Annotated in this window: 15 protein-coding genes and 1 tRNA gene; 6 read left to right on the forward strand and 10 right to left on the reverse strand. The window is 36.3% G+C overall.

Annotated elements, in window-relative coordinates:
* Positions 1-37 precede the first annotated feature (37 nt).
* Entirely contained in the window at positions 38-1,615 is a 1,578-nt protein-coding gene (gene gltX, locus Q0992_RS06155) for a glutamate--tRNA ligase (RefSeq protein ID WP_299521466.1), read from the forward strand.
* Positions 1,616-1,662: 47 nt separating this feature from the next.
* On the opposite strand, the gene Q0992_RS06160 is transcribed toward gltX, so the two are convergent.
* The gene (locus Q0992_RS06160; protein WP_299521467.1) at positions 1,663-2,340 is read right to left on the reverse strand and encodes a hypothetical protein; all 678 of its coding nucleotides are present in this window, start codon (positions 2,338-2,340) and stop codon (positions 1,663-1,665) included.
* 96 nt (positions 2,341-2,436) lie between these two features.
* Between Q0992_RS06160 and Q0992_RS06165 the strand changes: the two genes are divergently transcribed.
* Together Q0992_RS06165 and Q0992_RS06170 are read left to right on the forward strand one after the other, a co-directional pair.
* Positions 2,437-3,363 (forward strand): SPFH domain-containing protein, encoded by a 927-nt coding sequence (locus Q0992_RS06165; RefSeq protein ID WP_299521468.1) that lies wholly within the window; start codon positions 2,437-2,439, stop codon positions 3,361-3,363.
* A gap of 27 nt (positions 3,364-3,390) precedes the next feature.
* Positions 3,391-3,903, forward strand: a complete 513-nt coding sequence (locus Q0992_RS06170; RefSeq protein ID WP_299521469.1) for a hypothetical protein — start codon at positions 3,391-3,393, stop codon at positions 3,901-3,903.
* 55 nt (positions 3,904-3,958) lie between these two features.
* Here the strand turns inward: Q0992_RS06170 and Q0992_RS06175 are convergent, their stop codons facing one another.
* The 3 genes from Q0992_RS06175 to Q0992_RS06185 all read right to left on the reverse strand — a co-directional run bounded on the left by Q0992_RS06175 (position 3,959) and on the right by Q0992_RS06185 (position 7,117).
* Positions 3,959-4,435, reverse strand: a complete 477-nt coding sequence (locus Q0992_RS06175) for a DUF1761 domain-containing protein (RefSeq protein WP_299521470.1) — start codon at positions 4,433-4,435, stop codon at positions 3,959-3,961.
* A 100-nt stretch (positions 4,436-4,535) separates the two neighbouring features.
* A complete protein-coding gene (locus Q0992_RS06180) occupies positions 4,536-5,042 on the reverse strand; it encodes a hypothetical protein (protein ID WP_299521471.1) in 507 nt (168 codons plus the stop codon).
* A gap of 62 nt (positions 5,043-5,104) precedes the next feature.
* A complete protein-coding gene (locus Q0992_RS06185) occupies positions 5,105-7,117 on the reverse strand; it encodes a glutamine--tRNA ligase/YqeY domain fusion protein (RefSeq protein WP_299521472.1) in 2,013 nt (670 codons plus the stop codon).
* A 91-nt stretch (positions 7,118-7,208) separates the two neighbouring features.
* Here Q0992_RS06185 and Q0992_RS06190 point away from each other — a divergent pair, with 91 nt between their 5' ends.
* From Q0992_RS06190 to Q0992_RS06200, 3 genes are all read left to right on the forward strand, one after another.
* Complete coding sequence (locus tag Q0992_RS06190) at positions 7,209-7,409, forward strand: zinc ribbon domain-containing protein (RefSeq protein WP_299521473.1); 201 nt, start codon at positions 7,209-7,211, stop codon at positions 7,407-7,409.
* A gap of 75 nt (positions 7,410-7,484) precedes the next feature.
* Positions 7,485-7,847, forward strand: coding sequence for a dihydroneopterin aldolase (gene folB / locus Q0992_RS06195; RefSeq protein ID WP_299521474.1), 363 nt, complete (start codon positions 7,485-7,487; stop codon positions 7,845-7,847).
* Positions 7,848-7,897: 50 nt separating this feature from the next.
* Positions 7,898-7,971, forward strand: a tRNA-Cys gene (locus Q0992_RS06200).
* Between the two features lie 35 nt (positions 7,972-8,006).
* Here Q0992_RS06200 and Q0992_RS06205 read toward each other — a convergent pair.
* The 6 genes from Q0992_RS06205 to Q0992_RS06230 form a co-directional block, all read right to left on the reverse strand.
* Positions 8,007-8,699, reverse strand: coding sequence for a LysE family transporter (locus Q0992_RS06205; RefSeq protein WP_299521475.1), 693 nt, complete (start codon positions 8,697-8,699; stop codon positions 8,007-8,009).
* Between the two features lie 42 nt (positions 8,700-8,741).
* Positions 8,742-9,413, reverse strand: a complete 672-nt coding sequence (locus Q0992_RS06210; RefSeq protein ID WP_299521476.1) for a head GIN domain-containing protein — start codon at positions 9,411-9,413, stop codon at positions 8,742-8,744.
* 244 nt (positions 9,414-9,657) lie between these two features.
* Positions 9,658-9,957: a YbjQ family protein gene (locus Q0992_RS06215; RefSeq protein ID WP_299521477.1), complete on the reverse strand. Its 300-nt coding sequence runs from the start codon at positions 9,955-9,957 to the stop codon at positions 9,658-9,660.
* 23 nt (positions 9,958-9,980) lie between these two features.
* Positions 9,981-12,245 (reverse strand): RNB domain-containing ribonuclease, encoded by a 2,265-nt coding sequence (locus Q0992_RS06220; protein WP_299521478.1) that lies wholly within the window; start codon positions 12,243-12,245, stop codon positions 9,981-9,983.
* 257 nt (positions 12,246-12,502) lie between these two features.
* Positions 12,503-14,020 (reverse strand): T9SS type A sorting domain-containing protein, encoded by a 1,518-nt coding sequence (locus Q0992_RS06225; RefSeq protein WP_299521479.1) that lies wholly within the window; start codon positions 14,018-14,020, stop codon positions 12,503-12,505.
* Positions 14,021-14,147: 127 nt separating this feature from the next.
* Positions 14,148-15,410, reverse strand: a 1,263-nt coding sequence (locus Q0992_RS06230; protein ID WP_299521480.1) for a T9SS type A sorting domain-containing protein, incomplete at its 5' end; no start/stop codon positions are given.

Below are 15,410 nucleotides of genomic sequence, written 5' to 3' on the forward strand. Positions count from 1 at the left end.
GAATATCAGTGTGACAGTTCAGTTATAAAATTTTATTATGTCTAAAAACGTACGTGTGCGCTTTGCACCAAGCCCTACAGGGCCTTTACATATTGGTGGTGTAAGAACTGCCTTGTTCAACTATTTATTTGCTAAAAAACATGGTGGTGATTTTGTGTTACGCATTGAAGACACCGACCAAAATCGTTATGTTGAAGGTGCTGAAGACTATATTGTTGAGGCCTTGAATTGGTGCGGTATTCCTTTTGATGAAGGGCCACATTTGGTTACTGAGGCTCACAAGGTGAACAATGAAAATGTGGCTTCGAGTAACCTCAGCCACCAAAATAATTATGGTCCCTACAGACAAAGTGAGCGCAAACACTTATACAAACAGTATGCCGACCAATTAATAGTCGAAGGTAAAGCCTATTTTGCTTTTGATACACCTGAGCAACTCGATGCACATAGAAAAGATCATGAAGCTAAAGGCAAAACCTTTATCTACAATTGGCATAATCGTGAAAAAGGCCGCTTGGTAAATTCACTGGTGCTTTCCGAAGAAGACACCAAAGCTAAAATTGAGGCTGGAGAACACTATGTGGTTCGTTTTAAATCACCGCAAGATGAAACCCTGCGCCTAAAAGATATTATTCGTGGCGACATATCAATAGACACTAGTGTACTAGATGATAAAATCCTATTCAAAAGCGATGGGATGCCCACCTATCACTTGGCTAATATTGTAGATGACCATTTGATGCAGATTTCACACGTAATCCGTGGTGAAGAGTGGTTGCCATCCTTAGCTCTGCATCAGTTATTATACGATGCTTTCGGTTGGAAAGCACCACAATTTGCACATTTACCTTTAATTCTTAAGCCTGTCGGTAAAGGAAAACTAAGCAAACGAGATGGGGATAAACTAGGCTTTCCCGTATTTCCATTAGAGTGGGCTGATCCAAAAACCAATGAAACTTCAAGAGGCTATAAAGAAGACGGTTATTTCCCAGAAGCCGTAGTTAATTTCTTGGCTTTTTTAGGCTGGAATCCTGGGACTGAACAAGAAATATTTAGTCTAGAACAACTGGTTAATGATTTTGAATTAGAACGTGTTAACAAAGCTGGTGCTCGTTTTGATCCTGATAAAACCAAATGGTTTAACCACCATTACATGCAACAGCAACTGGATTTTGAATTAGCTGAACAATTTAAATCTACCCAATTAGAGTTGTCAGATATTGATGTTAACTACGTAGCACTGGTCGTCGGCTTAATAAAAGAACGCGCCACCTTTGTTAATGAGTTTTGGGACTTAAGTCATTTCTTCTTTGTTGCACCAAAAACTTATGATGAAAAAGCGTTGAAAAAAGCTATAAAAGAAGGTACTGTTGACTTGATGCAAAAAGTAATAGAAATTGTCTCCGTAACCAGAGAATTCACGGTTCAAAACCTTCAATCAAAAATTAAAGGTTGGATTACCGGTAATGAAATAGGGTTTGGAAAAGTGATGATGCCTTTGCGCTTGGCATTGGTTGGTGCTTTACAAGGACCCGATGTTTTTGAAATTATGTTTCTCATCGGTAAAAATGAAACCGTAAAACGTATTGATACCTTGGTAAGCAGTATAGAATAATGTGGAAGGAATCCTGAAACAAGTTCAGGAAGACAGTTTTGGTGTCATCAAAAAGTGATTAAAGCCGCGAAAGTTAACATGCTCTGATTGCCTTTAAACTTTTCACTAGTAAGGTTTTTGTCGTTAAGCTTGTTCAACATATTGGTAAATCCATAAATATATTGCGCGCGCAATTTTATAAATTGAAAGCCCAATGTGGCTCCAACGGCCCCATTTACATTAAATTGAGAAATATCTTCTAGTTCAATGGCCTCAAAAGTGTCATCATTCACCCTTACAAAAAGATTATCTGGATTATCATTCTGTAATTCCATTTTACCATTATACTGTAGCATTGGTCCAACATCAATAGTTAAGAGATTTTTAATCAACTTGGCATGTAATAGCATCGCCAGTTGCGCTGCAAACAGTTTGTACTCGAGCTGTTGGTCTATAAATACATCTTCATCAAATAGTAAACCTGCAATTTCAATATTGTTTTCAGAGAGTTGCATTCCAAAACTAATATTGTACCATTTATGAGGTATGTCCGCTGTCGTAGATGCGTTAATTAACCAGCCGCTGCCAGAAGTGGTGTTGAGATTGTCAGTTAAAATATCGTATTGGGTTAATCCACCACCAAGCGCAAATCCATTTTTTATGGTATAGCGCTTATGCTGTGCGTAGCTAAATGTAACAAAGACCATACAGAGCGCTACTAATAATTGGCAGTTGGTTTTTTTCATAAGATTTAAGAGCTAATTGCAACAAACCTAAATAAAATAATTTAATATTACTTAAATTTAATATCACATATACATTAACCATTTAAAAAACTTGTCATGGGTCAATTTGTTTTAATTCCGATTATATTTTTTAGTTTAATCGTGTTCATTTCTTTATTTTTTATAGTAAAACAGCAGACCGCAGCGGTCATAGAACGTTTCGGTAGATATCAAAGTGTTCGACATTCTGGTTTACAGATGAAAATCCCTTTGGTCGATAGAATTGCTGGTCGTTTAAGTTTGAAAATTCAACAGCTAGATGTATTGATAGAAACTAAAACCTTAGACGATGTATTCGTAAAACTGAAAGTTTCTGTACAGTATAAAGTTATTCGCGATAAGGTCTATGATGCCTTTTATAAGTTGGAATATCCGCATGACCAGATTACATCATTTGTGTTTGACGTAGTGCGTGCCGAAGTTCCAAAAATGAAACTAGATGATGTGTTTGTTAAAAAAGATGACATTGCGATTGCAGTAAAACGTGAATTGCAGGAATACATGCTTGAATATGGTTACGATATCATTAAAACCTTGGTTACTGATATTGATCCTGACCCACAGGTGAAAGCTGCTATGAACCGTATTAATGCCTCTGAACGTGAAAAAATCGCTGCGCAATTTGAAGGTGATGCGGCTCGTATCCTTATTGTAGAAAAGGCAAAAGCAGAAGCCGAAAGTAAGCGTTTACAAGGTCAAGGTATTGCCGATCAGCGTCGTGAAATTGCGCGGGGTTTAGAAGAGTCTGTCGAGGTCTTAAACAAAGTGGGCATCAACTCTCAAGAAGCGTCAGCGCTCATAGTAGTGACCCAACACTATGATACCCTACAATCTATAGGGCAAGAGACCAACAGTAACTTAATATTGTTGCCTAACTCTCCGCAAGCAGGAAGCAATATGCTCAATGATATGGTAGCCAGTTTTACGGCTAGCAACCAAATTGGTGAGGCTATGAAAAAAGCTAAAAACCCTGATTCAAAATAAGAAAATTGATTAATTAAAGCTATTAAAATGAAAAGGCTATGTATTGGTCTGCTACTTATATCATGTTTAATTGGGTTTTCACAATCCAAAGAAGATGCTAAAAGAGATGCTGAAATTACAGCTAAAGCGACTTTAGAAATGGATTTTAAAACGGTACTAAAGCATACTTTACCTTCAGTTGTCGAAATGATGGGTGGTGAAGAAACTGCGCTTGGCTATATTAAAAGTATGTTCGATAGTATGAAGGCACAAGGTTTTGTTTTCGAAAAAGCTGATGTTGTTAGTGTTTCTGATATTGTAGAGGAGCAAGGACAACACCGCTGTGTTATCGAGAACATGAATCAAATGAAAATGTCTAATCAAAGAATTAAGTCGAAAAGTTACCTCTTGGGAATTTATAATAATAAAGCAGATTTTTGGTGGTTCATTGAAGCCAAGCAACTTAAAAATAAAGCGTTAGTCAATCAAATAATTCCTGATTTTAAAACCAGTTTAGATATACCTGAAGATGAGATACAATCAGAGCCGATAGAGGATTAATAAGAAAAGCCTTGAACTAGAAAGTTCAAGGCTTTTCTCTTAATTCTAAATAGATTTATACCCATCCACATAGAATGGACCCCATAATGGCTAAGGTCACCACCCAATAGCCAACATTAATAAGAATATATTTCCAGCCTTTTCTTTCAAAGAGTGCATTAATTCCTAAAACCGGTAATACAAAGAAAAGAGCGCCTATTGCTCCATGAAGTGCGCCGTGGCGAAAATTGCGATGGGCATTTCCAAATTCGGCCATAAACGCTTTATACGTTTCGGCTTCCAGATCTGGAAAGGCAACCTGTGAAGCCGCAATCTGATGAATTACCATGCCATTTACAGTCATAGCTAATAGTACCGATAATATTAGTGTTATCCCAAATATAACGGCTATGTTTCCGCTTTTCATTTTTTCTTCAGTCATTCCAGATGCTTTCATCCAAGCGGTTCCTAATACTTTTGGATTGTACCAAATGGCACCAATAATCAGAGGCACAATTGCAGCCACCGCAATGGCTAAAAAATTCATTTCCATAATATATTGTGATTTATAGTTAGTATGGTTAAAAGTACAAAAAAACCTCTAAGTCTTTACTTTAGAGGTTTTTGAGTGAATTTTTATGTGGTTAAAAGTTCTAAATCTTCTTCTTTTTTAAACTCGAATTCTTCTCTTTTTTAGCTTTCTCTTCAGAATGTTGACTAAATGGAAAAGACAGACCGGTACTTGCAAAAGTGGTTCCGAAATTAATATTGGCATTATAGACCTGACTGACCGCTTCTTTAACTTGATGCTCAGATAATTCTTTTAAGGGATGGATAAAAACCGACCACAAAACACCATCAGTCACCGCATATTTTACATCCAAAGCAGTATGGAAATTGGCAATCATTGCCGCCTTAATTAAATCGTCCGTTAACGCATTAGAGTCCATAATTGGCGATATAATACGCATTCTATTGTGAATACTATCCGTAATAGATATCATTTGTACCTCTTTAACATAAAATTGCCATGCGTTTGATCTTCCTTGTATAGAATCACTGATGGAAGTGTAAATATCATCAAGCTTTTCGTTGGTCATGTTTTGTGAAAACATGGATAAAGAGCATAAGGAAATTAGTATGGCAAGGAATGGCTTCATATGCGTTTTGTCGTAAAACTTTTCAAAACACAACAAATAAATATCACGATTATACCTTTGTGTTAAATAGATTGAGCCTCAGCTACCAATAATTGGTTCTTATCCTCTAGGGCTTTTGCTACGAATGCATCTATGGCTTCATTACGCTCCAAACCATTTTTTAGCAATTCTTTTAATGAAATCATTACTGCTATGCGTGTCCCTGATTTCTTAATTGCAGTTCCAAATAAAGGTTCTAACTCTTCATAAGTCACGTCTTGTGCAAGTTGTTGTATCTCAGTTTTTGCCTTAGCCTGTTTTTCTTCAGGTAAATTGGTGTACTTTTTGCCTAATTGCTGGATAATACTAATTGCTTTTCTTTGCTGTTGTGGTTTATTATGAGACTTCTCGACTGCGCTCGAAGTGACATTCTGTTTTGGTTTTTGTTTTGTCCAACTGTCCCGTAGCCCAACCGTTTTATTAAACACCAATTTGTTTGACGTTGTATCTTCATCAACCACAAAGTAACCTAAACGTTGAAATTGAAACCGCTCTCCTACTTTTGCATCAGCTAAACTTGGTTCTAAATAGCCTATTTTAATAGTCAACGAATTCGGATTCAAAAACTCTATAAAGTCTTTATCCTTATCGCTATCTGGTGCTTCGTGCATAAACAAGCGGTCGTACTCTCTTATTTCAGCAGTGATAGCATGTTTTATAGAAACCCAGTGCAGCGTACCTTTTACTTTTTTAGAGGTGTCTGTATCATATGTGCAATGAATTTCAGTAATTTCACCATTATCATCTTTTAAAACACTATTCGCTTTAATGATATACGCATTCTTTAGTCGTACTTCTCCACCTAGCTTAAGTCTAAAAAACTTGTTTCCTGCTGCTTCCTTAAAATCCTCTTTTTCGATATAAATCTCCCTCGAAAATGGTACTTTTCTATAGCCTGATGACGCATCTTCCTGGTTGTTTTCAGCTTCAAGCCATTCTTCTTTATCTTCATGATAATTAGTAATGACGACTTTTATAGGGTCTAAAACGGCCATCACTCTATTGGTGGTTTTATTCAAATCCTCGCGAATACAGAACTCAAGCAATGATACATCTATAACATTTTCGCGCTTGGCCACACCTACTTTTTCAATAAACTGACGGATTGAATTTGGTGTATAGCCGCGACGACGCAATCCTGAAATGGTTGGCATACGCGGATCATCCCAGCCAGATACAACACCATCTTCAACCAAACGTAATAATTTACGCTTGCTCATAATGGTGTAACTTAAATTAAGGCGCGCAAATTCTCGCTGTTTTGGTGGTAATGGAAGTTGATCTTTATTGTACTCATATACATGGTCTCTAAACCAATTATAGAGCTTTCTGTGTGGTTTAAATTCCAATGAACATAGTGAGTGCGAAATCTGTTCGATATAGTCGCTCTCGCCGTGTGTCCAATCGTACATAGGGTAAATACACCATTGGTCTCCTGTTCTATGGTGGTGCGCATAAAGAATTCTATACATAATGGGATCGCGCATCAGCATGTTTGGATCTGCCATGTCTATTTTGGCGCGCAACACATGTGTACCTGCAGAAAATTCTCCAGCTTTCATAAGTTGGAATAAATCCAAATTCTCTTCTACACTTCTATTCCTAAAAGGGCTATTAGAACCTGGTTGTGTTGGAGTCCCTTTTTGTTCTGCCATAGCTTCCGATGACTGACTGTCAACATAGGCTTTACCGTCTTTGATTAGCTGTACAGCCCAAGCATACAATTCATCAAAATAATCAGATGAGTATAACTCATTGGCCCACTTATAGCCTAACCATGAGATGTCGCGTTTTATGGCGTCAACGTACTCTTGTTCTTCTTTTGCGGGATTGGTATCATCGAACCTTAAATTTACGGGAGCATTGTATTTTTCTCCTAAGCCAAAGCTTATTCCAATGGCTTTGGTGTGCCCAATATGCAAGTAACCATTAGGCTCTGGAGGGAAGCGAAAACGAAGTTTTTCCTTAGACAATCCGTTGGCCAAATCTTCTTCTATAATTTGCTCTATAAAATTAAGAGGTGTATACGCTGACATTTAAAAAGAATTAAGGCGTAAAATTACACAAATTGTAACATTAATGCACTATGCAACACCTATAGAATATAGATAATCTAAACCGAGAATTATGAATTACAAATGTCCGAAATGCGATAATACAACTTACGAAATCAGCGAAATGAGAGCAACCGGAGGAACACTGTCTAAAATATTTGACGTGCAAAACAAAAAGTTTACATCTGTAACTTGTAAACAGTGCACGTATACCGAATTCTTTAAGGCCAAAACAAGTGCTATCAGTAATATTTTTGACTTTTTTACGAATTAACTCTTTGATACTTCTCGATACAAATTTCTTGTAGAAATTCACTCGAAGTGACAACTCTAGTGTTATTTTTGCTTTATGGGAATTATAAAAGTTGAAAACATTCGGGTTTATGCACATCATGGCTGCTTAAAGGAGGAAACCATTATTGGTAGTGACTACCGTGTTGATATCACAGTTAGAGCTGACTTGTCAAGGTCTTCAAAAAGCGATGCGTTAAGTGATACTGTTGATTATGTGTTTTTAAATCGTGTTGTGCGTGAAGAAATGGCAATACCTTCAAAACTATTGGAAGCTGTGGCCCAGCGTATTCTGGATAGAATATTTGAAGAAGACCCCTTGGTTAATGAAGCGACTGTTTCCGTAAGTAAAATTAATCCTCCGATTGGTGGTGACGTAGAAATGGTAACTATCGAACTTTCAGAACAACGAAAAAAATAAGACTATATAGGGTAAAACACATATAATTTATATATTTGCCCTCTCAATAAGGTGTCGTGGCCGAGTGGCTAGGCAGTGGTCTGCAACACCATCTACAGCGGTTCGAATCCGCTCGACACCTCCAAAACCCTTCAATTTGTATTGAAAGGTTTTTGTTTTTTAATGATTATCTTTTATCGGGTTTACCTTATCAATCTGTTCCTTCCCTTTTTCATACAATTCAGGGAACAACCCTTGGGATAAAAGCAATATACCAAAGCCTAAGATAACTAAGGCCACAATTTTTTTGGTTTTAAAAATGCGCCTTGGAGTTAATTTGCTTTTTAAGCGTTTTGCTGCTGCTATTTTAATTAAATCGCATACAAAGTAAGCTGCTAACATTGAGATTATAAAAACTGTCACTCCGTTCTTAGATGTGGTTATCGAAGTGCCTATAACAATAAAGCCCAACCAGCCCAAAAGCACACCTATATTGATAAAATTAAGCAGGAATCCCTTTGCAAATAGTCTTCCATAGTCCTTTTTTGGTAGTTCGATTCTGTGATGTTCCTTTACAATAGATCGAAACGATTTAGAGATTTTAATAAATGAAATTATACCATAGACTACAAGCAAAACACCGCCAAACACTAATAGCTTAGGATCATCTTTTATTTTATCCAATAAGGTATCAGTACTCATAAAAATGAGAAGAATGAATACGATATCAGCAAGAATAACACCCAAATCAAATACCAAAGCGCTAGTAAAGCCCTTTGTTGCACTGGTTTCCAGCAATACGAAGAAGACTGGACCAATGGTAAAGGCTAAAATAATTCCGAATGGAATTGCTGTTAAGATATCATCTAACATGTAAACTTGCGGTTTACACAAAAGTAACAAACAGAAAGGAATTTACATACGTTTAATTCGACCTCCTAATACGCGGTTTTCATCTACAACTTTTGGGTTTCCGTAGATAAATAAATCGCCACCTGCTTTTATTCTGACTTCTACTTTTTCTGATGCGTTTACATAAGCCTCACCTCCTGCATTTATACTTACTTCGGTTTCTTCTGTTTTAAGGTCTTCCCCATTAACTATACCGCCAGTATAGATTGAGATGTCTTGGTTTTTAGAGCTTCCGGAAACATTAATTATACCTCCGGTTACAGCTCTAAAGTTAGCATACTTAGTGTTTAATGCTGCTGTGATTTCTCCGCCTTCTTGTGTTTTTAAATCAATTTCGAATTGCTCAATAGGTTCTTCAACCTTTATATTAGCTCCTTCATTAGCATCAATGACTTCAACTGAAGTATAATAAAGCAACACAACAGTGTCATTACCGTCATAACTCTCTTCGAGTTTCATTCTAATTTTAAGCTTTCCGTTTTTATTAATTACCTGAACATCTTTTCTGTTTTTCCCAGAGATAATCACCTTGTTTTCGTCTGATTTTTTCATTTTAACGTTGATTAAATCAAAAACTTTAAGTGTCTTAAATTCTCCTACGGTTTTTTCAATAGTGTCTTGAGCACTTACTGAAATACTCAAAACTAAAATTAAACTACTCAAAAACTTTTTCATTTTTTCTATTTTATATGAATGACTCTTTTACTAAACAACCATTTTAATTGAACTTTTTCTCCTGATTGTGTTTTGATAACCTGCCTTTGGGGCGCGAGCAATACTGTGATCATTGCAGTGATTGCTCCAAGAATTGGTGAACTCAAATCTTGAAAAAGATTATGAATAACCAACCAAATAATTAGAAAAATAACAAAAAATATACCATAAGCATACAATGTGGCTTTTATTTTTGAACTCATAGCTAAACCATTACTTTTACTGCAGTTCCTGTGACGGAAACCATAGGATAATTATGGGTTGTTAATTCTACCTCAACTTTTATACCAACGATAGCGTTAGCATTTAATTGTCTTGCATTATCCTGAAGTCTCTGAAATGCTGTTTCTTTTACACTATCTACACTACCCTGAATTTTTTTCATGTATTTAGACAGGCTAAAACCACCTGTTATGACCTCTTCATTAAGCGCCACACCTGTAACAATACCCAAATAATCTATTATTTTATACCCTTCTATTGAATTTGTTGTTGTTAATATCATAAAACGTTATTTTAACATCAAATTTAATCTTCAGTAGTTGGTTTTCCAACTAAGTAAAAATCTAAATGTTTTTTCACCAAATCTGTAGCTTTTACTTTTACAACAACTTCATCTCCTAGTTGGTACATATTATGTGTATTACGACCTATCATCGCATAGTGTGTTTGGTCAAAATCATAGGTATCATCCTTCATATCCCTTAGGCTTACCATACCTTCACATTTGTTAGAAATAATTTCGACATAAATTCCCCAATCCGTTACTCCTGAAATCACTCCTAAGAACTCTTCATCTTGATGGTCTTGCATGAAACGGATTTGCATATATTTTATGGAATCGCGTTCAGCTTTCGTAGCTAAATATTCCATATTACTGGAGTGTTTACACTTTTCTTCATAAATCGCTTCATTTATCGATTTCCCACCATCTAAATAGTGTTGTAATAAGCGGTGCGCCATAACGTCTGGATAACGTCGAATGGGAGAAGTAAAATGGCTATAATAGTCGAAAGCCAAACCATAATGCCCAATATTTTGTGTGGTGTACTCTGCTTTAGCCATAGTACGAATTGTTAAAGTATCTACCAGGTTCTGTTCTTTTTTACCAACTACATCGTTCAGTAACTTATTCAAAGATGATGATATACTATTTCGGTCTTTAAAAGTAAGCTTATGCCCAAAGCGTCCAACAACAGTTTGTAGCTGCGCCAATTTAGCTTCATCTGGTTCATCATGCACACGATATACAAACGTCTTTTTGGGAGTTTGCTTTCCAATGAACTCCGATACTTTTCTGTTGGCCAACAGCATAAACTCTTCTATAAGTTTATTGGCATCCTTGCTGGTTTTAAAGAACACTCCTGTTGGATTAGCATCCTTATCTAAACTGAATTTTACTTCAACTTTATCAAAAGAAATAGCACCTGAGCGCATACGCTTTACTCGCATTTTCTTGGCTAATCTGTCTAAGACCAAAACAGCTTCAGCGATTTCTGGCTTGGTTTGATAGGCTTCTCCTGTTAGAGAAACTTCTGCAGGTATCTTGGCTTCGAGAGCCTCAGCCACCGAACTATTGGTCACTGATGCACTCGGAGTAACCATAAAATTGGGATTATTCTCAATAATTGCCTGTGCTTCTTCGTAGGCAAAACGCGCGTCAGAATAGGTTACTGTTCTTCCAAACCATTGGTGCTTTATCTCACATTTATCATTCATTTGAAACACGGCAGAAAAGGTATATTTTTCTTCATGGGGTCGTAATGAACAAGCTCCATTAGATAAAATTTCTGGTAACATTGGAACCACGCGGTCCACTAAATAAATAGACGTAGCGCGCTCATAAGCTTCGTCATCTAAAACCGTTCCTGGTTTTAAATAATGCGATACATCTGCTATATGGATTCCTATTTCATACAAACCATTATCGAGTACTTTAAAGGATAAAGCATCATCAAAATCTTTAGCATCTTTTGGATCTATAGTAAAGGTTAAATCCTTACGCATATCGCGACGTTTAGCAATTTCTTCATCAGTAATAGACGTATCGAGTTGGTTAGCAAATTGCTCTACTTCATAAGGAAATTCGTGTGGTAAACCATATTCTGCTAATATAGAATGAATCTCTGTGCTATGTTCCCCTGGTTTACCAAGAACTTCAACCACTTTACCATAGGGTGAATCTGCCTTTTCAGGCCAATCGGTAAGTGTGACTAAAACTTTATCCCCATCTTCTGCTTTTTTGGTTTTGTTTATAGGTACAAAGATGTCTTTATACATCTTACTGCTATCAGGAATAACAAAGGCATAATTCTTTTTATCCTGAATTTCAATGGTACCGACATACTCACTTTTAGCGCGTTTAATGATATTGGTGATTTCACCTTCTATTTTGCCTCGCTTTCTGCGTTTGTAAGCATAAAATTCTACTTCATCACCATCTAAGGCTTTATTGATATTGTTTGAAGCTATAAACACGTCTTCTTCAAAATCTTCACTAATTATATAACCACTACCTCTAGATGACAAATCTAAAATACCTGTGTAGTAGTCTGCAATTACGATTGCCTTAAACTTACCACGATCTATTTGTTCTATCTCTTGTTTGGCGGCTAGCTTAGCTAAAGTTTTAATAATCTGATTACGACTACTGGCATCATTAACACCGAGTATAGCAGCAATTTGTTTATAGTTAAAGGATTTATTTCGTTCTTTTTTTAAAATACTAAGAATGGTATTTGTAAGGTTAGAAATCTTGTTCTTTTTAGGTTTCTTTTTTCTTTTTCTTGTCATTTAATTTTTAATCATATTCATTTCCTAAAAGTGATAGGAATTCTTCATTTTAAACTTAATTTAGGTGGAAGAGAAGGCATTAAGTTTAACACAAAACTAAGCTATTAAAATTTAATAATGTTTAGATAAAGTTAAATAATAAAAAAAGCACGGTATTTCTACCGTGCTTAAACTTTGTTAGACTTACTGCTAGATACAATTTCGATAGTTATCGGGATCACCTACCTTGTGGCAGACAGGCATGAAGTGATATTTTGTTATTCTATAATCAGCTTCTTAATGCTTTTTCCTCTTGCTGTTTCTACCTCAACTAAATAAAGGCCTAAAGCTAATTTTGAGGTATCAACAGTTGTTTCTTTTGAAGTTAATACCAACTGACCAAGGTTATTGTAGATATGGATATCCCGTAAATCTGATGAATTGTTTAATTGAATGGTGAATTGGTCTTTGGTTGGGTTGGGGTAGAGTTTTAATCCTGTTGATTTATGATCTTGAGTGGCTAGAGACAGAAATACAGCAAGATCAAACACTCTTGCATGGCCTCTCATCCAAATAGGCGGCAATTCAGCATCGGTAGCTCCGGCAATTAAAGTATCACCGTCTGCAGATAAAGCCACGCTAGAACCAAATTTATCTCGATATGCCTCAGAATTAATATCAATCCATTGTTTTACCCATTCACCTTCTGTCAATCTATAAACCCTGACTTGACCAGCAGGTCCACCATATTGAGCTTGTAGTGGTCCAATCTCAGGGTGAATATTATCAGGTGATCCGATAGCTAAAGTATTACCATCTCTAGATATTGAAACACTAAAACCAGATTTATCCAATGGATCTTCGCCGTCTATATCATCTCCCATCTGTAACCAATTACCATTTGCATTTTCATAAATCCTTACATGACCCGATCCTCCCCCGTTGCCATCATTTTTCCAAGCCCCAATAACCAACCTAGAACCATCTCCTGAAAGTGAAATACTCCTTCCTGATTCGTCGCCTTGAGCTTCACCATGAATACTCTGACCAATCTGAACCCAATTACCACCCTGGTTTTCATAAACACTTACTTGACCTGAATTTTCTCCATTCTCATCATTATTGGGTGCTCCTGCGGCCAATACCATTCCATTAGACGATAGACTTACAGACCAACCAAATCTATCGAACAAATTATCACCGACCAGTTCGTTTCCTATCTGAACCCAAGAATTATTTACATACTCGAATACCCTAACACGTCCTCTACGATCCGAAAGAACGCTACCGGAATTTTGCTCTGGTCCTCCAATAGCAACAATTGTTCCATCAGATGATAAACTAACACTTCTTCCAGACTGCTCCGATACTCTTTGACCGAGTATTGGTTCACCTAACAACACCCATGAGCCATTTTGATTTTCAAAAACCTTAACTTGACCAATGGAATTATAATCTATTCCATCATAGTCCATAGCTCCAATTGCTACAATTGTTCCATCAGCTGATATAGCGACATCTATTCCTGCTTTATCACCTACATTTTCTCCTTGTATATTAGCCCCGATTTGGTACCAAGATCCTGCTATATTTTCGTATACCTTAACACATCCGGCCCTAGTGCCATTGCCATAATCTTGCCAGTCGCCTATTGCCACTATTTGCCCATCATCAGATATAGCTACAGCATTCCCAAAATCATAAGACACAACTGCCGATTTAATAGCATCACCTATCTGTACTTGGCTAAGGCCTAATAAAGGTAATAATAATGCAATCAAGTATAGTTTCTTCATTTGGTTTGATTTTATTTTTTACTAAAGCTAAGTATTGTAAAGATGTTTTCCTAAATTTTTAAATTAAGTTAGAATTAATTTTTTAATAATTAAAATATAATGTTGTTTTTTCTAAAATCGATAAGATCTATTCAATAATCAACTTCTCAACCCTTTTTCCTCTTGAAGTTTCTACTTCAACCATGTACAGTCCTGAAGTTAATTTTGAGGTATCAACAGTTGTTTCTTTTGAAGTTAATACCAACTGACCAAGGTTATTGTAGATATGAATATTCAGTAAATCTGATGAATTATCTAATTGAATGGTGAATTGATCTTTGGTTGGGTTGGGAAAAATTCCGAAAACTAATTCATTTTGTTCTTCTAGTGATAATAATGCAGATAAATCAAACACTCTTACATGGCCTGATCTATTACCATTACCATCATTAAAAGGAGCTCCAACTGCCAGAATACTTCCATCTGAAGATAGTTTAATGCTTATTCCAAACAGATTTGGGCTTGATTCTCCATTAATATCCGATCCTATTTGCATCCAAGTATTATTGATATTCATATAAACTTTTACTTGACCCGATGAACTTCCGTTATCATTATTAAAAGGAGCTCCTATTGCCAGAATGCTCCCATCTGAAGATAAATCTAGATTTCTTCCAAAACTATCACCTGCTGCTTCCCCATCTATATCTTGCCCTATTTGTGTCCATACTCCCGACTGATTTTCATATACTCTTACATGACCTGAATCATTTCCATTGCCATCATTAGAAGGAGCTCCAACCGCTAAAATACTTCCATCTGAGGATAAACTTATTCTTGTTCCTGATTGATCAAATGCTGCTTCCCCATCTATATCTTGCCCTATTTGTGTCCATACTCCCGACTGATTTTCATATACTCGTACATGACCCGATGAATCTCCGTTACCATCATTAAAAGGTGCTCCTATTGCTAGAATACTTCCATCTGAAGATAAACTTAGACTAAAACCTGACTGATCACTAGAAGATTCACCATTAATATCTTGTCCTATTTGCATCCAAACATTATTTATGTTCTCATAAATTTTAACTTGACCAGAATTTAATCCATTATCGCCATTATTTGTAGCCCCAACTGCCAAAATAGTTCCATCTGAGGATAAACTTAGACTAGAACCTGATGTATCTCCTAATTCCCCATCTATATCTTGCCCTATTTGTGTCCATACTCCCGACTGATTTTCATATACTCGTACATGACCTGATGACAGTACGTTACCATCATTAAAAGGTGCTCCTATTGCTAGAATACTTCCATCTGAGGATAAACTTAGACTAAAACCTGACTGATCATCTGCTGCTTCCCCATCTATATCTTGCCCTATTTGTGTCCATACTCCCGACTGATT

Source organism: Winogradskyella sp. (assembly GCF_028289625.1).
Taxonomy (GTDB): domain Bacteria; phylum Bacteroidota; class Bacteroidia; order Flavobacteriales; family Flavobacteriaceae; genus Winogradskyella.